Annotated in this window: 14 protein-coding genes; all 14 read right to left on the bottom strand. The window is 61.4% G+C overall.

The window, feature by feature from the left end:
- Window positions 1–2: 2 nt before the first annotated feature.
- On the bottom strand, window positions 3–2,519 hold the full coding sequence (locus MUN80_RS20265; protein ID WP_244715738.1) for a hypothetical protein: 2,517 nt from the start codon (window positions 2,517–2,519) through the stop codon (window positions 3–5).
- Window positions 2,516–3,388 carry a contractile injection system tail -fiber like adhesin gene (locus MUN80_RS20260; protein WP_244715736.1) on the bottom strand — a complete coding sequence of 291 codons (873 nt, stop codon included), beginning with the start codon at window positions 3,386–3,388 and terminating at the stop codon, window positions 2,516–2,518. The genes MUN80_RS20265 and MUN80_RS20260 overlap by 4 nt, the downstream gene beginning before the upstream one ends.
- Window positions 3,385–7,149 (bottom strand): baseplate J/gp47 family protein, encoded by a 3,765-nt coding sequence (locus MUN80_RS20255; protein WP_244715734.1) that lies wholly within the window; start codon window positions 7,147–7,149, stop codon window positions 3,385–3,387. Before MUN80_RS20255 ends, MUN80_RS20260 begins: the two co-directional genes overlap by 4 nt.
- Window positions 7,150–7,171: 22 nt before the next feature.
- Window positions 7,172–7,594 carry a gp25 family contractile injection system sheath assembly initiator gene (locus tag MUN80_RS20250; protein WP_244715732.1) on the bottom strand — a complete coding sequence of 141 codons (423 nt, stop codon included), beginning with the start codon at window positions 7,592–7,594 and terminating at the stop codon, window positions 7,172–7,174.
- Between the two features lie 16 nt (window positions 7,595–7,610).
- Window positions 7,611–7,910, bottom strand: a complete 300-nt coding sequence (locus MUN80_RS20245) for a PAAR domain-containing contractile injection system baseplate protein (RefSeq protein WP_244715730.1) — start codon at window positions 7,908–7,910, stop codon at window positions 7,611–7,613.
- 50 nt (window positions 7,911–7,960) lie between these two features.
- The gene (gene vgrG / locus MUN80_RS20240; protein WP_244715728.1) at window positions 7,961–9,733 is read right to left on the bottom strand and encodes a type VI secretion system tip protein VgrG; all 1,773 of its coding nucleotides are present in this window, start codon (window positions 9,731–9,733) and stop codon (window positions 7,961–7,963) included.
- On the bottom strand, window positions 9,726–10,427 hold the full coding sequence (locus tag MUN80_RS20235; protein ID WP_244715726.1) for a CIS tube protein: 702 nt from the start codon (window positions 10,425–10,427) through the stop codon (window positions 9,726–9,728). The genes vgrG and MUN80_RS20235 overlap by 8 nt, the downstream gene beginning before the upstream one ends.
- An 18-nt stretch (window positions 10,428–10,445) precedes the next feature.
- Window positions 10,446–10,628: a DUF5908 family protein gene (locus MUN80_RS20230; protein WP_244715724.1), complete on the bottom strand. Its 183-nt coding sequence runs from the start codon at window positions 10,626–10,628 to the stop codon at window positions 10,446–10,448.
- 5 nt (window positions 10,629–10,633) lie between these two features.
- Window positions 10,634–11,155, bottom strand: a complete 522-nt coding sequence (locus MUN80_RS20225) for a phage tail protein (protein WP_244715722.1) — start codon at window positions 11,153–11,155, stop codon at window positions 10,634–10,636.
- Window positions 11,156–11,165: 10 nt separating this feature from the next.
- On the bottom strand, window positions 11,166–11,618 hold the full coding sequence (locus MUN80_RS20220; RefSeq protein ID WP_100336406.1) for a phage tail protein: 453 nt from the start codon (window positions 11,616–11,618) through the stop codon (window positions 11,166–11,168).
- A 58-nt stretch (window positions 11,619–11,676) separates the two neighbouring features.
- Window positions 11,677–14,076, bottom strand: coding sequence for a contractile injection system sheath protein (locus MUN80_RS20215; RefSeq protein WP_244715720.1), 2,400 nt, complete (start codon window positions 14,074–14,076; stop codon window positions 11,677–11,679).
- 36 nt (window positions 14,077–14,112) lie between these two features.
- Window positions 14,113–15,168, bottom strand: coding sequence for a hypothetical protein (locus MUN80_RS20210; protein WP_244715718.1), 1,056 nt, complete (start codon window positions 15,166–15,168; stop codon window positions 14,113–14,115).
- Window positions 15,165–15,734 (bottom strand): contractile injection system cap protein, encoded by a 570-nt coding sequence (locus tag MUN80_RS20205; RefSeq protein ID WP_511181440.1) that lies wholly within the window; start codon window positions 15,732–15,734, stop codon window positions 15,165–15,167. Before MUN80_RS20205 ends, MUN80_RS20210 begins: the two co-directional genes overlap by 4 nt.
- A gap of 503 nt (window positions 15,735–16,237) precedes the next feature.
- Window positions 16,238–18,655, bottom strand: coding sequence for a hypothetical protein (locus MUN80_RS20200; RefSeq protein WP_244715714.1), 2,418 nt, complete (start codon window positions 18,653–18,655; stop codon window positions 16,238–16,240).
- Between the last annotated feature and the right edge of the window lie 18 nt (window positions 18,656–18,673).

Here is an 18,673-nt window from a genome sequence, read left to right as displayed (position 1 = left end):
GCCTAGTAGGTGTGGGCCGCCAGATGGCGCCGTAAAAAAGCCGTCAGCTGCTGCTGGGGCTGCACCCGCGCCGCCGAATTGTGGCGCTGCAGGGCCGCCCGGAACTCCAGGTACAGCGTTTCCCAGGCTCGCAGTTCCTCATAGCTGAGCCACAGCACGTTTACCAGCAGGTGGGCCGGAGCATTCTGCTGCACCAGGTGTTGGAAATACTCCCGGTAGGAGTAGGTCGAGCGGTGGTCCTTGGCTTCGGTCTTGAGGCTGAACCGCCGCGTGAAGGAGGGCAAGACCAGCGTGGCCTGGTACTGGAAAAAGCCGGGTTCGGGTTTGCCCGTAGCAGGGGCGTCGGTATCGTCGGCGGGCCGCAGCAGCACGTGGTCCAGCAGGTAGAAGCGTTCCAGCTGCTCGTCCAGGTTCTGAAAATACCGCTGCACCCACTGCACCACGCCCACCCGGGCCACGCGCGGCAACTTCCGGCGCAAGCTCAGGGCCACGGTTTTACCACCCAGCGCAAGGTGCACCGAGGTGGGGGTCAGGCGGGTGGGGGCCGTGGTGCGGGCCTGCTGCATCAGCCGCAGAAATGCCGCAAAATCGGGCACGTCGCCCTGCACCAGCAGCTGGGCGGCGGGCTCGGGACCGGTTCCGCGGGCTGAAAGATGTACCCGGGCCTCCAGCTGAGCCAGGGTAAGCTGCCGGGCTATTTTCAGTTCAACATACTCAACGCCGGTGAGCAGATACAGGAAAAATTCCAGGCCCGAGGTTTCGTGCGCCTCGGCTAGGCCCGGCAGCGTGACCTCGAAGCGCGCCGCGCCCCGGTGGTAGGTAGCCGCCGAAAGGTAGCGCAGCAGCTGTTCCCGCGTTCTGATGGCGTACTGGTTGATGGCGCGGGCCTGGCTGAGCAAAGGCTGGTAGGGACTGATGCTGTAGCCAAACCGGGCCAGCAAATGCACCAAAAAAGCGTTGCGGCGCTCCAGAAACTCATCCGGCTGCTCCCGCAACGAGCGGCGCAGGGTGCGCTGGTAGCGGGTATCGGCCGTGGTCGGGCTCTGCTGCTCGCGCCGCCGCTGGTAGCTGGTAGCATCGTGCAGAATCTCGTGGGAGGAGGCCGGCACGTCGCCCAGCAGCAGGTCCCAGCGCGGAACCGTGTGCAGGGGCTGGCTAAAGTAGGTAGTGCGCTGCGAATCGGCGGAAAGCAAATCCTTGGCGTGGTCTACCTGGGCGCAGAAATTGGCCATAATCTGCTCAAACAGCAGCAAGTAGCCCTTGAGCTGCAAGGCCTGGGCCTGGGCTAGCAGGGAAGAATTGCTCGGTGGTCCTTCTTCGCCCAACCCGTAAATGGCCGGGAAAGCAGTTTGAATCGACTCGTAGTGGCTCAGATTCAGGTAGTCGCCCAGGGGCGGAGCAAAGTGCAGCTGCTCTTCAGGCAAGCGGCTGCGCAGGCGGTTGTCGGCCAGCCGTTCCCGCTCCTTGAACAGCCGAAAAACCCGCTGCCGGTCAAAGTCCAGCCCCATGCCTTGGTAATTTACGACTAGGTCGGCGAGGCTGACGCGGGCGTCCAGCACCGGAAACTCGTCCGCTTCGAGTAAAACCACGCCCGTGGCCGGGCCCTGGTCGAGGCGGAGCATCAGGCCGCTGGTGCCCCGCACACCGGGAAGCTTCAGCAGGCGCTTGAGAATACTGGCCAGGTGCACTTGCTGGTGCCGGGCCCGGAAGGCGGTTTCCTGCAGCAGGTAGCTTTTAAGAAGGGGCCCGGCATAAATATCCTCCACCCGTTGTCCGGCCGCCCGCTGATCCTGCAGGTGCTGCGGCGATACGTACGGGTCCAGGTAGAAATCAATCAACCATAGGATTTCGGCCAGAATTTCTTCCTGCGCGAAGCCCTTCTCAATCTCGATAGTGCCGCTGATGCTGACCTGGCGGGGCTTGAGAATCACCACTTTGGTAAAACTCTCGCCCAGGTTGCGGTGCAGGTTCAGAAAGTCCCGGATGTCGTCGGCCAGCACGGCCTCGCGCAGCTGAGCCGCCGCTTCCAGGCGGTTGTTCTGGCCCAGGGCCAACACGTCCATCGGCGGCTTGCTCAGCACTACTTCCACCTGATACTGGCCCGGCTGCTCCTGCGGCGTCGCGTGCTCAAGCGGCTCAATCCAGACGTTCTTAAGCTGGGTCCGAAAGTTGTCGAGCAGCAGGGCCTTGTAATCGGCCAGGGTTACGGGGTGGTTGGAGAAGGCCTCGTGGGGCGGCGTAAAGGTGCTGCTGACCGCTGCTTCGGGCTGGCGTGGGTCGGGAGCCAGCAGGTCGGGTACCGACTGATTCGCCCGGTTTGTGAGGTCGGTCAGGGCGTAACATAAGGCTTCCAGCATCGTGATGCCCGGGTCGTGGACGTTGTAGTCGGTCCAGATTCGCCCGCTCAGTTGCTGGAGCATTTCCAGGCCCTGGTGGCGCAGAAAAGCGTAGTCCTCGCCCGGTTCCAGGGGCAAATCCTTATAGATAGCCGGGTTTTGGTCGAATAAAGGACTGCTCATGGCACGAGGGGACGACGGTCGTCGAACAGATGCGTGATGGAATAAGTAATGTAGCCCCCCGGCCCGTAGTGGCTGGCCGAGCGCATTTCCAGGGAATAGTTGTGCAGCTCGCCGGTCCAGCGGAACTGAATTTTCTGAAACCAGCCCCGGAACCAGGCATTTTTGCGGTAAATGCGGCTGCGCGACTTGCCGAACGCACTCAGGGCCGTGGCGTGGGTCAGGGCGTAGCGACCCTTGCCGGTAGGGCCGTAGGCGGCGGCCACAATCTCGAACACGTGCAGCCCATCCAGGCCTTCGATAATGGGGTGCCACTCCCGGTCGGCCGGAACGGCCTTATTGTTGGGTCGCGAGCCGATATAGGTGCCGATGCGGCCCTTGCTGCCTACAAAGCCGTTCACGTCCAGGCGCTCAGTTGGGTGGGTTGTCCCGATGCCTACGTTGCCGCCCGGCTGCAGCAGCACCCGGCTGACAGTTTTGGGCCGGGCCGGGCCCACGCTGGCGTCCTCGTCGTCGCAGCCGCAGTCGTAGCCGACCGGGTTGCCGGTCGAATCCGGGTCCGGGTCCGTCTGCAACTCCGAGAAGCTCAGCCCGGCCGAAGGAGCCTGACTATCGCTCTGCAGTAGCTCCAGCAGCCAGGCCGGGGCATCTTCCTGCAGCTGGCGCATGTTTTTGTACAACGACAGCAGCCGGCGATAGTCCTCGCTGGCCGCCAGCATCATGCCCGCTTCCGGCGACTTCTCGAAGCCGTCGTCGCGGCGATTAACCACCGATTCAATCAGGTTGGCAAAGCTCTTCTCGGTGGGCATGGCGCCCTGTTTGAAGTAATCCTTTAGCTCCTGGCGGTTTTTGAGCCCGTCGGTATTTCTCATAACGCGGCAGCCGGCGGGCCCGATTCGTGGTCGAAATGCAGGCCAATAGTAAAGCCTTCCTCAATGCGCAGGTCGCCGATGCCGGTGGGCTGCGGGGCGGCCCACTCTTTCTGGGTTTTGATTTCCAGGTAGTGGCGCGGGGCGGGCACAAACACCGTCCAGGGCCAGTCGGCCCGGATTTCCACGTCGTCCTGCTCCTGGAAAGCAGCCGAGTCATAATAGCGGTGCAGCTCGTCGACCAGGCCAGTTTTGATCAGCGAAAAGCCCCAGATCCGGTCCACGTAGGGCCGCTGGTTGATGAAGGAGGTAATCAGGGACGTGTGAAAATGGTCGTGAAACCCGCCACGCAGCGCCTCCGTCAGGCCCCAGGGCGAAAGGAAGTCGGCCAGGTCGCGGTGCAGCTGCCGCGACTGGTCGAATTTCTGGTACACCGGCTTGTAGAGAATCTGGCAGCGCACGGTCAGCACCTCGTACTGCGGGTTGCGCACTTCCACCTCCACGTGGGGCGAGGCCACGGCCTTCACCCAGTTGCGGATGCGCTGGAGCTGGGCGGCATTGAAAAACGGCCACGTAGTGCTGGGTTCCCCGCTTTCGGACAGGGCATGCTGGTGCGGCAGCACGGCCAGAATGATGCGGCCCGGCGGATAGCCCAACTGGCGCACCTGCTGAGCTGTGAGGCATTTGACGCTGTGCACTTCCGGAAACTGGGCCAGCACGATCCGCTCGTAGTCCCAGGGCGTAATGGCGCGGTTGCGGTGGCGCAGCCGCTCACTAACGCGGGTGTAGTAGGCCGCAGTGGTTTCCGCGTCGCGGCCACCAAGCCAGGGCAAGGCCAGGCGCACCCCCGCTACGCCCAGCAAGCCTTTGGGCGGGGTCGGCAGCGGGTCGGGCAGTACCTGCACCACCCGCACTAGCTGGGGATGTACCGCCTGCACGTGGCTGAATAGCTTGGTGTTGTTCTTCACCTGGACCCGCACCCAAAACAGGCCGCTGGGCATCAGCGCGTGCTCGGTTTGCAGCAGGTCGGGCAGCGTCAAATACGTCTGGCCCAGGTGGGTAAACCCCTCACTGACGTCGCGCAGCGTATGGCCCGGGACAAACGAAACCCACTGGTCATCGGCCAAGTAAGCCCAGCTAACGGCCGGAAAATCCTGAGCCGAGGTAATCGTGCGGCTTTGTGGGTGCAGCACGAACACCAGGTTAATAATCGAGCCCGGCGTAAGGTTGCTCAGGCCCAGGTACAGGCTGCCCTCGGCCGGAAATTCGGGGAGCAACGGCACCAGGTGGCTGTCGGCGGCCTGCTGGCCCAGCATCCGGGCCGGCTCGTACTCGGCAAAGGGATGCACGTGGAAAAAGTGGCGGTGCTCGACGCCTTGCCGCAGCGACATCAGCGACATATCCAGCTCATCCTCGGCCTGGTAAGAAAGCTTGAGGCTTTTCACCTGAGGCACAAACGGGGGCCGGGGCAAAGGACGCTTGGTGGAGCTGCGCACGTTGTGTTGCAAGGTTTCAGCCAGCAGCAGTGGGTACTGCTCGTCGCCGAAGCCCATGGCCGGCTCCCGCAGCTCCAGGCGCACATAGCCCGGGTCGTTGAGCGGGCCTGTCGTCGCGGTTGACGTTGCCTGGACGGCGCCTACCGGCGTAAGATCAAGCTGGGTGCAGGTCCGCAGCTGGTCCGGCGCACTGGGCTCGGGCTGAAACAGCGGATACCGTTGGCGTTGCGGCAGTGTCGGCACCCACTGCCAGCCCGAGCGGAAGCTGGTTTCGACCGTAAAAGAGTCGTTGGAAATGGGCGGGGTGTAGCCCCGGTAGTAAGACGTGAAGCCGCCGGGCTCGGTGGGCAGCTGCAGCCAGTCGACGAGCAAGGTAAGCTTGGTGACGTGCTTGCCGTAGAGCTCGGGCAGACCCACCTGCAGGTAGGAGCCGCAGCGTACGGCCGCCCCAAACGGGAAAAACGGCTTGCTGGCGTCGAGGCGGCCGAGCTGGTTGCTCAGCAGCAGCCCCTGCACGTGCCGGGCCCTGACTGAAAGCTGAATCTTGCGGGGGCGCAGCGCGGCAAACGACGAGTAGCCGTATTCCGCCACGTTCGGGTTCAGCACCAGCTTCACCACGGGCTGGGTGGTAGCGTAGCGGCCCGGGTGCAGGGCCGGGTCGTAGCCCACCACGGCGGGCTGGCCCGCGTCGAGGGTGAGCAGCCACGTAACGGTGTTCTGCCCCCGGTCCAGGGTCAGGGTTCGGATGGTGAGCGGCTGCCAGCCGCCCGCCCCGGTGATGTGCGCCTGGAAAGCGGGCAGCCCCAGCCGCTCAAAGGCCGTTACCCAGTGCTGGGCACGGTGGGCGTCGGTGGTCGTGCGGTGGGCATTAGCGGCAAAGAGTTGCAGGCCTAGCGCTTTAATATTGTCGGGCGGGCAGTGCAGGCACAGCTGAATGGTACGGTGTCCTTCCTGGAGCAGCAGCACGGGCGAGGCCACCGCAAAGCCCACCGTGGCATCGGCCATGGTGCGGTATAGGTGGCTTTTCAGGGCCTGATCTTCGCCAAACAGCGGCCAGTTTGCATTGGTCAGCCCTGCGCCCGGTCCGGCCGCGGCGTCGGCCACGCGGGAAAGGTAGAGGCCCGTCACCGCGGCCCCGGCCGCCGTGCGGGCCACGTGCAGCGTCGACAGGGTTTCGAGGCGCCAGGGGGTGAGGGTCTGTTCTTCGGCCGTGCGGAAAAAGGTGCGCTGCCCGGCCTCGTCCTTGTTTCCTTCCACCAGCAGCTCATTGGGTATGCGCACCTCCCGGCTGCCTTTAAGCAATTCAAAGTGGGCGTAGGAGTGGGGTACTACCGCCTCGCGGGGCTGCATGCGCAGCACTTTGCGGTAGTAGTAATCAAGATGGCGCGCCGGAATGTTGTTCAGAGCCCGCTGCGCGTACCGGTACAGGTGAGTAAACGTAATGAGCAGGCCGATTTCGGGCAGGTAGTCGCCCTTGCCTCTGGCGTCCTGGCGCAGGGTTTTCTGGGCCAGGTTGGCCAGGTGAATCTGGGTGTTCTGAAACTTGCGCAGTAGGTCCAGCACCTCATTGACCACCGTGGAGGGGTGCAGCGTGTGGGCCAGCAGCTGTTGGTGCAAGGCCTCTACTTCCGCCGGCACCAGCCAGGCCTCTGCCGCCTGCGAATGGTGCCAGTTGCGCAGGTTAAAAGCCTGCAGAAACTCTTCGGTCAGAGTCGTGCGCCGCACTACCTGCTGCCGGGCCAGCACGGCTTCGTAGAGCGCCGCGCCGCGCAGCACGGGCCCAAGCTTGTCGAGGGCTTCTTCCAGCTCGCCCTGAAACACGGGGTGCAGGCCGGCCATGCGGTGGTACTCACACCATTTGTTGAGCGTGGTAGCCATGGTGCCGATAGCGGCAAACAAACGCTGCAGGGCCTTACGCTGCTGCACCGTGTCGTTGTTTTTGGCGCGCAGCCGCCCAATCAGGGCCGCGTAGTTTTCAGCCTGGGTTTTCACCGGCTGGGCCGCAATGACGGCCAGAATCAGGGTGCTGCGGTGGTGCTCCAGGCTCCAGAAGCCGTCGGCAATGAGCTGGTCTTCGGCCACGCGGTAGTAGCGCACCACCTCCGAAAACCGGGTGATATAGGCCAGCAGGTCTTCCGGCTGGCGGGCATCCAGCTCCAGGTGCCCGGGCAGCAGGTCGGGCAGCAGGCGGGCGTGCTGCGAAATGCCGCCGCTCTGCAGGTGCGCTTGATGCTTGGGGGTGGAAAAAGTAGGGGCCGGAGTGGACATTAAGCTAAAGCGTAATCAGAAGTTAAATCTTGCCGCCCAGCAGCGTAGCCTCGCGCAGGAAGGGAAACACCACGTTGTGGCGGCTGTTGACGGTGCGAATCGTGTAGTCGACGTGAATGAAGAGCAGCGCATCGTTGAGTTGCTGGGTATCGACGAGTACGGCCTGCACCAGAATGCGGGGCTCAAAGCGCAGGATGGCCTTGGAAATCACATCCTGCATGTGCGTAATAGTCGAGAGGGAAGGATGCTCGAACAAGAACTGGCGCAGGGCACAGCCGTACTCGGGCTGCATGATTCGCTCGCCCGGCTCGGTGTGAAACAGAATGTGCAGGCTCTGGCGGATGTCGTCCTCGTCGGTGGCCGTCACCAGCAGCTTGGTACGCTCATCGAAGTGGGGTGGAAAGCTCCAGCCCCGGCCCAGAAAAGAGGCAATGCCGTGTTCCATGAAGAAGTAGGGTTGCTTAGCCGCCAATCAGGACTGTAGGGAAGCCCAGCACAATGCTGCCCCCGTGGGCCGTGGGGTCGCCCATGCGGGCCGCCGGTCTGCCACCAATCATGACCGTGGTAGAGCCCATGACAATAGAATCGGGTGGACCAACGCACACGGCCGAGTCGCCGAGCACGGCCGCGGGCAGCCCCCCGATGAGCACCGTGGGCACGCCCGGGCCCACGATGGGGCCGCCCACGTGCGGAATAGGCGGCACGGCCGGGGTTTGCATGGGGCAGGTATGCATGTCGGTAAGGCGGGCGGCGAAGGGCATAGCGTGAAGAGGAAAGCGGTTGGTAGAAAGAGAGTTGCGGTAAGGAAAGCTTAGTTGATCATGACCATGGCCCCGCGCACGGTGGTCTGGCCGCTGGCGGAAAGCTCGGCGCTCACGGAGCCGCTCATTTTAAGCTGGGTTTGGGCGGTGCCGGCCACTTCCAGGCCTTCGAACGATAGTTTCTGGGTGGCCTTGAGCGTCACGTTGCCGGTGCTGGCTTCGGCCTGCACGTCGGTCTGGGCTTTGAGCTGAATGCTGCCCGCGCTTTTAAGCAAAATGCCGGACGAGGACAGCTCAATCTTGTTGTTGTTCTGGTCGGAGATGGTGATGCCCTTGGCGTCGTCGCTGATAATGAGCTGGTTGTTGCCGGGCGTCTTGAGGGTAATAACTTTTTTCTCGTCGTCGAACGCCAGGGTGAGCTTATTAGGCGTGGTCCAGGCTTTGGTGGCGTTTTTCTCGTCGGGGGTGTAGCCCGGGGCCCGGCCGCTGCTGTAGAGGCTGCCCAGAATCACGGGAAATTGCGGGTCGTTGTTGAAAAAGCCCAGGATTACCTCGTCGCTCACCTCGGGAAAGCTGTAGAGCCCGTTGCCGGAGGAAGCGTAGGGCAGCCCTAACCGGGCCCAGAGGGTCTTATTCTGCATAATCGGCACCGTGACCTGCACCCGGAACTGGTTGTCGGGGTCAGCATTGATTTTGGTAACCACCGCGTTATAAAGGCCCTGCACGCCGGGCACGATGCCCGCCGGGGTGTTATTCAGGTCCGGATTGCGCTCTGTAAACCAGTGCTCATCCAGGCCCAGGCCCACTTCGGTGGTCCAGTTGCCGTCGGCAATGGCGTGCGTTACTTCCGAGACGTAGGCGGCCCCGTTGAAGCGCGCCCCCAGGCCCTTGAGCTGCACCACGCTGCCCGGCTTTACGTTGGCCGTGCCCGGAAACTTAACGGTGCCCCGCACTTTGGCCAGCACCGACTTCAGTTGCAGCGCATCGGCCCAGCTTTGCAGACTGGGCTTGTCCAGGGCGGCGCTGGTTTGCAGGCTGTACACGTCCGGCGACACCACGTCGGCCAGCGTCGGGCTGGTCACGTTGCCGGGGCCCTTGGCGCTGGGCGTCGCGGCTGTGGCTTCCAGCATCTGCTGGTTTTTGAAGTCCCAGCCCTGGCTGGTCACCGATTTGTACTGGCTGCTGGCGTCCAGCTGCAGGGCAAAGCTGAGCAGCGCGTCGCCGTAGGTCAGGGTCAGGACCGGGGAAGCCGAGGGGTCGGGCTTGGTTACGGTTAGCTTGCCTTGCTCACTGAGTACTACCAGGCCGTTGGCCTCGGCCCGGGCCACTATAAAATCCCAGTCGGTGCAGTAGTACTGCACCAAGCTGGCGTGGGTGGTGCTGGTCGAGTCCACAGCCGTGCTCAGGCCATAGGTGCCGATAATCTGGCTGATGGCGGCGCTGTCGGTACTGTCGGCAAAGACTTGGCTTTTGCGGCCTACGGTCATTTTCAGGGCCTTGTCCCGGCATTCCAGCACCAGCATCGGTGCCTGGCCTTCCCGCACTTCAATGCCGTGCTTGACGATGATGCCCTGAAAGATAGTTGTGTCTTCGGTGTGGTAGCCGGCCTGAATAGTAATGGCGGCCCCGGGCAGAAACGTGGCCGAGTCGCTGATGGGAAAGTCTTCGTCGGAAGGGCTGCCGTCGTGAATGTGGACGAAGGCCGTACTGATACGGTTGACGGCTTTATACACCTCCAGCGCCTCCACGATGTAGGCGCTGCTGATTTCCTGCCCGTCGGTCAGGATGCGGTAGGTAACTAAGTCGGTAGAGGTATCAGGCATCGGTGCGGGTAGTCAGGCGGGGAAATACCAGGTAGGTGCCCGGCTGCAGGTGGCGGAAATGCACCAGCTTGTTGAAGCGCGCCACCTGCAGATAATACTCGGAGGAGCCGTACACCTGGTGGCAGAGCAGCGGCAGCGTGTCACCACTTTTGACCAAATGCTGGTGCGACAAATCGGCCGACTGCTTATCGGCCTGCTGGGCCAGGGTTTTGGGGTCGGTGAAGCTGATGAACGTCATCGACACCTTGGCCCGCAGCGGCGAGCCGTCGGGCCGGAACAGCGTGTAGTCGACCTTGAACTTGGTCAGGCGGCACTTAAAGATAAAGCTGCCCCAGAGCAATTGCAGGTAGTAGGGCCCGTGGAGCTTGCCGTGGTAGTCGAACACGACGTCGCGCAGCTTTTTAATCTCGTTTTTGACTTCCCTGGGCTTGCTGACTTTGTTGGGACTAGTGCCCGGACCAGTGGGCCGGATAGCCCCGGTGCTGTCCAGAAACAAGTCAAAGCTGACCTCGCCGTTGTCCAGGTTCTTGAACTTGGGCGAAGGTCCCAGTCCGCCCGGTCCCTGATTATTACTATAGTTAATGGACTGGGTGTGCGACAGGGATTCGGGGTTAATCAGGGCGTCGTAGCTACTGGCCTCCATGCTGAACAGGGGGTCCTTGTAGGCCTGAATCTTGAGCTTAACGAGAGTCATAACACGCTACTGAGATACTTACCGTTGCCGGCGTTTGCTGAGTTCACTGAGTACCTGCTGAACGCAGCTGTCGGTCAGCTCCTTGCGCAGGCGGCGCAGGGCATCTTCGCCCACGATGCCAGCCGCTGCCGGCTCGGGCAGCGGCCGGGCATCGTCGTGCACGGTTACTTTGATGACTAACTCCCGGATTTCGATGGGCATAGTGGTTACTTCTTATTCAGTTTTTTCTTGGCTTCTTCGGCGTCGTAGTCCCGCGCCGCCGCCACCGTCTGCACTTTCTCAAACCGGGTGTAGCTGAGCTCCAGCGTTTCAATGGCCAGTTCGGCCTCTTTCATGGCCCGGAAGTCTGAAAGGCTGCACTTCACGGGCCAAGCGTCGATAAAGGTCCACTTCTGCAGGGGCTGCTGGGCCTCGCTGAGTAGGGTCAGCAGCACATTGTGCAGCACGATGGGCGCGGAAAGATCCGCGCCCACTGTACTCATGCACCACTCCGTCAGGGGCGACTGGGCGTTCATCAACCCGCGCTTCAGCACCAGGTTGGTGTATTTGGCCACAGTCGGGACCCGGTACTTGTACTGGTTCTGGCCGCCTTCCCGGATTTCCATGGTTTCCATTTCGGCCGTCAGCCCCGACACTTCCTGAAAAGCATTGTCGACCGAGGCCTTGGGCAAGCCCACGATTTCGAGGGTGAAATAGAAACTGAGCAGCGGGTAGCCCTCGTCTGGCATAGCTTTCGGCTTAAGCGTTGGCTACGGTCAGGGTTTCGCAGGCAATTTCCAGGGTTTCGACGGCCACCTCGTTGCCTTCCGACTTGAGGTCGGTGCCCTGAATCTTGACCGGCCAGGCGTTGTTCAGCGTCCAGACCATGGTCGGGTTGCCGCCCTCGTCGAGAAGCTTAATAACCACCGTCGAGCGTTTGATGGTGTTGAGCTTGATGGTCGAGTACCAGTCCCAGAACTTGTTGTCCTTGGCGAAAATGCCCTTTTTCAGGGTCACGTTGCCCACTTTGGCAATGCCGGGCATCTTGATGACCGAAAACACCGGGCTGTTGCCGGCGCGGTATTCTACCACCTGGGTTTCGACTTCGAGCCCACTTACTTCCTGAAAGGGCACGTCCGTTTGGTCGCCCAGGTCTACTTTGAAATAAAATTTAGGTAGGGGCCAATTGTTATCCTGTGCTTCGCCAGCCATCTGTGAAAAAGGTTAAAGAGTAAATGCTTGAGTGAGAGACGTAAGTGAATAGTGCGGACTAGGATTTCTGCATCTGCTGCTGGAAAGTCAGCACGATAAATTCGGCGGGCCGCACGATGGCCAGCAGCACCGTGACGTTCATGTAGCCGTTGAGAATATCTTCAGCCGTCATCGTCGAGCCCAGCCCGATCTGCACGCTGTAGGCATCGTCGGGGGAGCCGCCGGCCAAAGCGCCCTGCTTCCAAAGGTTGAAGAGGAAGTTATTGATCATGCTGCGCACTGTGGTCCAGGTGTTGGCATCGTTGGGCTCAAACACGTAGGCGCGGGCTGCCAGCTTGATAGACTGCTCAATCATAATCATGGTGCGGCGCACGTTGATGTAGCGCCAGTCCTGGCTGTTGCCGTCCAGAGTGCGGGCACCCCACACCAGCGTACCCAGGCCGGGGAAGGGCCGGATGGCGTTGATGGACTTGCCCGACACAGCGTCGATGTTTAGGCGGCCCTGGTCTTTGTCGCTCAGGGCCACGGTGGGGGCCACCACGCCGTTCATGCTCACGTTGGCCGGCGCCTTCCACACGCCACGGTTGGTATCTACGGCCGTGAAAATACCGGCCATAGCTGCCGCCGGGGGCAGGGTGTTGAGGTAGGTCATGATGGCCTTCACCAGCACCATATAATCCTTGCTCAGGGTCTTCATGGCGTTGTGCACCACCGTGTTGTCCAGGGCTTCGCGCTGCGGATTGGCCGACACGGGCAGGTTCATGTCCTTGGCCAAATCGAAGATGTTGGTCTGGGTAACCCGGGTGAGCAGGTTGCTCTTGTCGGTCACATCCTTGTAGGCCGTCAGGGAGTTGTACTCGGCATCCTTGAGGGGCTCCTTTCTCAGGTTGAGTAGTTCTCCGGTGGTGCTGGTTTCCGCCTCGATAACCGAAATATCCAGTTGGTTGCCGGGCTCTACCCGGGCCCGTTGAAACTGGCTCAGGGTCTTAGCCCGGATGGTGTCCATGAGCGAATCAGAGAAGTTAGCAAACGACACGTTGGCCTCCGAGAGCACTGCCGACTTCACCCAGGGGAAGTAAGCGGCCCCGTAGTTCAGGTAATTCTGACCCACGCCTTCGCGGAAGTCCTTGATAATCGGATCAATAATGGGTGCCTGGGGCATGGTCACGGCGCCGTTGTACACGTCCAGCAGAGCCACCCGGTTCTGGTTGTCCTTGCAGTGCATCAGCATGTACTGGGCCACAGTGTAGTAATCCTGCTTCGAGAGCAGCAGCGCGTCGGGGCACACCAGCATGGTCGGGTCCTGCTCGTACTCCAGCGAGTCGATGGCCGTCAGGAAGTCCTCCTTCTTCACCGTTACCCGCTCGTACGTCACAGTGGAGGCCACCGCTACTGCCGTTCCGCCGGCCGGAGCACCTAGGTCGTCGACCAGCTTTTGGGCCTTGTCTACTTTGGCATTGACCAGCGTAAGCCGCTGGTGGGCGTCCAGCAGGGCCTGGGCGTGCTCCTGCATTTGCAGTTTGAAGGTCAGGACCGAGTTAGCAGCATCCTTGTACGCCTGCTGGGCTTTCTGCAGATCCTGAATCAGGGGTTCACGCTGGGCGGCATCCGTTTCTTTATCCAGCGCGGCCTGAGCGTCGTCAATGGCTTTTTCCAGGGCCGCGTCCAGGGTGGGGGCAGTAGCGGCAGCATCGGCATCTACGGCGGCCTTGGCATCAGTCACTTCTTTCAGCACAGCCTTCTGTTCGTCCTGCACGATGGCCAGAGCTGATTTGGCCGCGGCTTGCTTCTGCTTCCGCTCTACCGTCGCCACCGCGGCCGCGGCCGTGCCCTGGGCCAGCACCAGCGCCTGACTCGACTGCTGGAATGAAAGCTGCGCCTGGGCCGAGTCTACGTCGGCCTGAGCGGCTGCCACGGCCGGATCATCGGCTTTCAGAGCGGGGTCCAACGCTTTTTGCCGGTCCTGAGCGGCTTTTAGTTGAGCCTGGGCCTTTTCCAGGGAGGCCTGATTGCCACCCGCGCTGGGTGCCGCTGCGCCGCTGACAGGCGTTTGATAGAGCCCGATGGAAATGACGTAGCAGGTAGCCCCGCCGTTCAGGTAAAACAGTCGGACGCTGTTGTAGAGGTAGAATGGGTCGGTATCGGGCACCAGCAAAAAGGTGCTGCCGTCGCTGAGTTGCACATCGGGCGTGGCCACGTGCCGGGTTTCCCGGACCTCCGGTACAGCCCCGCCAGCCTTGTCGAGCAGGCTAAACTTGACCGTGGCGCCCTGGCCGAAATAGTCCTCAAACTCTTTCAGCGAATCGACCCGCACGGGCTTGTTGCTCATGTTCAGGCCGTTGAAGTCGGCCTTGGCCGTGTAGCCGATAAAGGCCGGAATGGCCGTGGCCACCTCCACCACAGAATTGGGAAAGGCGTTTTTCTCGACGGTGTAAACACCCGGGGTTTGGTATTCCATGTTCGCTGATTAGGTAAAGGGTTGGGGATATGAGAGTTAGATTTGGATGAAGACCTCGGAGAATACTGCGGCCTGTCCGGCGTGGCGCTCTACCCGCACCGAGGCCACATCGGGCTGGGGCAGGTCGGGCAATACTACCTGTGGAGTGTCGGGGGCAGCGGGCAGCGTACTTAGCAGTTGGTAGGCAATGGTGGGACGCTCGGTCAGCGCAATTGCCTCGGCCGACACAAAGCCTGCACTGATGCCTTTCGGCTGGGTTTGGGTAGGGGCGAAGGTGACCAGCGGGGGGGGCACCGCCGCTGGCTTCGCGGCCCCGGCCGGCTTTTTTCGTGGCGAGGCCACAATGCTCAATGCGGGCGGCAACGGGGCGCTTTTGCTGGTCAGCCAGTAGTGCCAGAAGGTAGCGCGGGCTCCGCACTCCAACTCAAACGTGGGAGCCTGGTCCTGCGGCAGCTCCCGAATTTTCAGTAGGCCCCAACCCGGGAAAATTTCCCGCGAATCAGCAGCGTAGAAGTCCAGCAGCGTTGTAGTAGCCGTCCGGAGCTGGTAGCGGCCACTGCCGCGGCGGCGCAGGTCCACGGGCCAGGCGGTGACTTCCGCTGGCAGCTCGGCCTTCTGCACCAGTTCGTTACGCATCAGGTCAAATAGCTCCAGCTCTACCTTCTGGCCCGGGTGCGCATCCACGGTAAAGTCGAAGGCGAGCGGGCGGAGCGGCAGCAGGTCGGCTGCGCCCAGCTGGGTTTCTGCCGTTAGTCGCCACGGAGCCACTTCCGGGCCCGGGGCACTCAGGTAATAGAACTCCCCAGCACCGGTAGTTAAGGGCAGGTCGGTGAAGTTGTGGAAATACGGGCTGTCGGGCTGCACCCGAAACGTAAGGGGGAAAAAGCCCGCCGGCCACTTGTGCTCTACCAGGGGCCTAGGCGAGAGCACCACGAAGTCGGAGCCTACGTAGCGGGTTAGCAGGCCGGCCCGCCGCAGCCGCTCGGCCGTGGTCGGAGTGGGCCCGATGGTCAGGCACTTGGTAGTCGGGTCCTGAAAGTAATGGTGCCGCACACGGATGGTCAGCAGTACCGAGTAGGTGGTCTGCCTCATGCGTTGGAGCCGGCTTGGCCGATGGTTGAAATGACGGGCAGGGCCGCACCTGGCCGTTCGTTCTGGACCGGCACCATCCGGAGCTTGTAGATGACGCCAGGCAGGTACTTACCGCCCAGCATCCCCCACACCTTGCTCCACTCGTCGTAGCCGGTGCGCTCCAGCTCCACAATCAGCTTATCGAAGCCGGCATCGAGGCGGGGTGAGTTTTGGGGGGTGAAAACGTTCCGGTCCTGAAAAAAAGCCAGGGTGTAGGAAATAAATTTCAGCCCTTCCAGATAGTCCGTGAAGTTGGCCGCGCATAGTACGTACAGGTTGAGCTTGATGGCCGGATTCAGCCTTGCTGACGTTCCAGCCGCGCTTTTACCGGCCGGGGCATTGCGTGTAGCCGTCTCCTGTTCCAGGTTGATAAGCGTCACGCAGAGCTTATTTTGGTTGAGAGTGACAACCGAACCTTCGTGGGTTACGTAGGAAGAAAGCACGGCCTTACCTTCCGGACTGCGAGCTACGCTCTGGAGGTAAACGTTGAGCTCGTCAACGAAGAAAGACAAAGCTGAGTGAAGCATGGCACGGCCGGCCGCAGCCGGTTGCAGATTGCGTAAATCCAGCAGTCTTAATCAAATACCGGCCGTTTTAGAGCACCATTGCCAATCTTGGCAAACCCGGTTCGAAAGAACATAGCTTACCTGTTAAGCCAAGAAATGGCTCATGACAAACACCTCACCGGACAGTAAAGCCGGTAGGGCAGAAGCAAGCAAAGAGGGGGTGCGGGTAAAAAGGTGGCTCTAGATAGAAGACGGCTAGGGGTGGGATAAAGCAAAGGCAATAAAAATCCTTCCTAAAAGACGCAAGCGCCCAGTTGGTGGAAGGATCAGGAGCCAGGGCTCCCATACAATAGGATAGGTAAGGACTAGAGGAGCGGGGAAATAAGTACCTCCTTACTGGTATTCACCGACAAGTATAGCAGTTTTCAGGTGAATAGTATACTGTCCCGACGAGTTTAATTGGGAAATATTTAAAGAAAAAGTAGCACCGATACCGGAGACTGCAAGCTACGCCATAGGCTCGGCTATAAGGCCGGCTTCACCTGTAGCAGAATCCGGCGGCTGCCTGTCAGTCCATTGGCTGCTAGACCTTGCACCACCACGACGTAACTGCCGGGCTGGTCGGCGGTGTAGAAAGACAGCGTTGCGGCAGGGTTGGCGGCGGTAGTAGTTACCTGCGGGTTCCAGTACAGCAGGTTGCGAAAGTCGGGCAGGCGGCTCTGCTGGGCCTGGGGCGTATCGTAGCGCGGCGCGTAAAACTCGCGCTGCAGTTGCAAGCCTTCGTACTCCTGAAGCAAGGCGTGGGCGTCGAGCTTGTAGCTGCCCAGGTCGCCCTTGTACGTGGTGTAGCTGACCAGGCCCTGGTGAATCTGACGGCCATGGAAGTATTTGCTGGTAATGACGTCTAGCCGCTGAATTTTCAGCGGATCGAGGGCTATAACCTTGTTGATGTTGAAAATCGGTACCCCGTCCAGTAGCACCAGCGGGTCATCGGTCATGGGAGCATCGTTCAGGTGGTTTATTACCTGGAAGTGGAACTGGCGCTTCCGAATCCGGACCATCACGCCCGGTACGTATTCGCGCATCACTTCTTCCATCACCTTGAATCGGGTATAGGTATCAAGCATATACCGCTCGTCGGGCTTGCCGTAAAAGGGCAGGCTGTCGGTTTGGGGCAGGGTGTAGCGGTTGGTAAACTTCTTGAAGTAAGCCGTTTGCACCTGGGCCTGCAGATGGCGCTGCGCCAGCTCGGGCCGGAGTGTTTCGGACAACTGCAGGGTGGGCACCCGGCTGGGGGCGTAGGCCGTCGAAAATGGCGAGTCAATCTCCACCCGGTAGGTGCTGTCTACCTGCGTGTTGGTTTGCACCACGATTTCCTTCGGGCCGTAGAAGTCCCGCAGATCGAACTGCACGCGGCCATTGGGTTGGCTAACTGCACTGTATAGGCGGGGCTGCCGGCTCGGGCTGGCCAGGTACACCGGAATCCCGGGCGCGGCCTGCCCGGTGGCGCGGTGGGTAAGCTTGCCCTGAATCCAGTGCCCGCTCGTCTCGGGGTAAAATGCGGGGGCTGGTCGGGGGCCGCCTACCACATCGGCCCAGCGGAAGCGGCTCCAGCCCTGGGTTAGCATCAGGTTGTCGGCGGCCTGGGCTACTTCTGGCGAGGTGGGGGAGAAATAGTAGTCGGGGTTTTCAATGCGGCCCTTCAGGTCGGCACTCAGCCACAGGTAGCTGTTGATAGACGCGCCGGGGGCCGTGGCCAAGGAGTCGAGGCGGTACACGGCTACCGAGGCATTGGCAGCCAAAGGCTGGGCGCCCGGCCCGGCGGCAGAAAGCTGCAGGCTCACTTTTTCGCGGGCCTGGTATTCGGGCTTATCGGTCGAGGCGCTGAGGCTAAGCTGCTGAGTGGGTGGGGTAAAGTAGAGCCGCTCGCAGAGCGGCTGCCGGGCATTATTGAACACCGTAAAGTGGGCAACGCCGTCGGGTAAGTCCTTTTTGTTGATGGTAAAAACGGCCTTGTTGTCCCGGAATCGGCCCATGGTGGCTACGAAGGGCTGCTGGCGGGCATGGCCGAGCAGCAGCACGTCGGCGGCTTCGGTGGCTGTGGTCTGGACTGTGACGGTTAGCACGTCGGCCGCGGTAGGAGCCAGGTGCAGCACGTAGCCTTGCTCCTGCACGGCGGGCAGCTTACGGGTCAGCGTCTGGTTATTGGGCAGCTGAATAATGGCGCTGTACGTAGCTCCGGCCTCGGTGGGCGTAAACGTAAACGAGCCCAGACCGAATTTGAGCGTATTGAACTGGGCCACGTTCTGGCCGCGCTGGTCCACGATAATGCCGGAGGCCGCCACGCCCTGGTCCCACTGGTCGGTTACCTTAAAGGCTACGGTGCTGGTCAGACCCTTCACCAAATGCCCACCTTCGGGAAAAAACTGCGTGTCGAAACCGCTCTGCGCCGGGGGGCCAGCCTTGGTCACGCTGCCAAAGGTGTTGACCACCGTGACGCTGCTCTGGAAATAGTACTCCGGAGGGAAGTTCTTCATCCAGTTGGTATAGGCCCGTAGCGTGTAAGTACCCGACGCCAGGGACTTGGGCAGCACAAAGGAGCCCTGGCCGCTGGCCTGCTGCAAGTCGATTTTGCCCTGCAGCACGGGCTTATGCTCCCGGTCCAGCAGCTCCACGTAGGCCACCTTGCTTACGGACAAGGGCTTGTGCTGCACGCCATCTACGGCATACACCTTAAACCACATGAGTTCCCCGCTGACGTATAACGGCCGGTCGACGTGCAGAAACAGCTTTTCTGGCAGACGCTGCTGGCTGTAGCGGCTCAGCTGCCGGTCCAGGGTCCGTAGCGAGTCAGACTGGGCGTGGGCGGAGCCTAGGCTCAGGCTCCAGAGCAGCCCGCCCGTAAGCAGGCCTGCCCCAACGCGGGCGACGCAGCGAGACATGAAGGAAAAAGCAGGCAG

It is taken from the genome of Hymenobacter cellulosivorans (assembly GCF_022919135.1).
Classification (GTDB): Bacteria; Bacteroidota; Bacteroidia; order Cytophagales; family Hymenobacteraceae; genus Hymenobacter; species Hymenobacter cellulosivorans.
The sequence above is the reverse complement of the archived record's forward strand: the minus strand, read 5'-3'. Positions and strand labels throughout refer to the sequence as shown.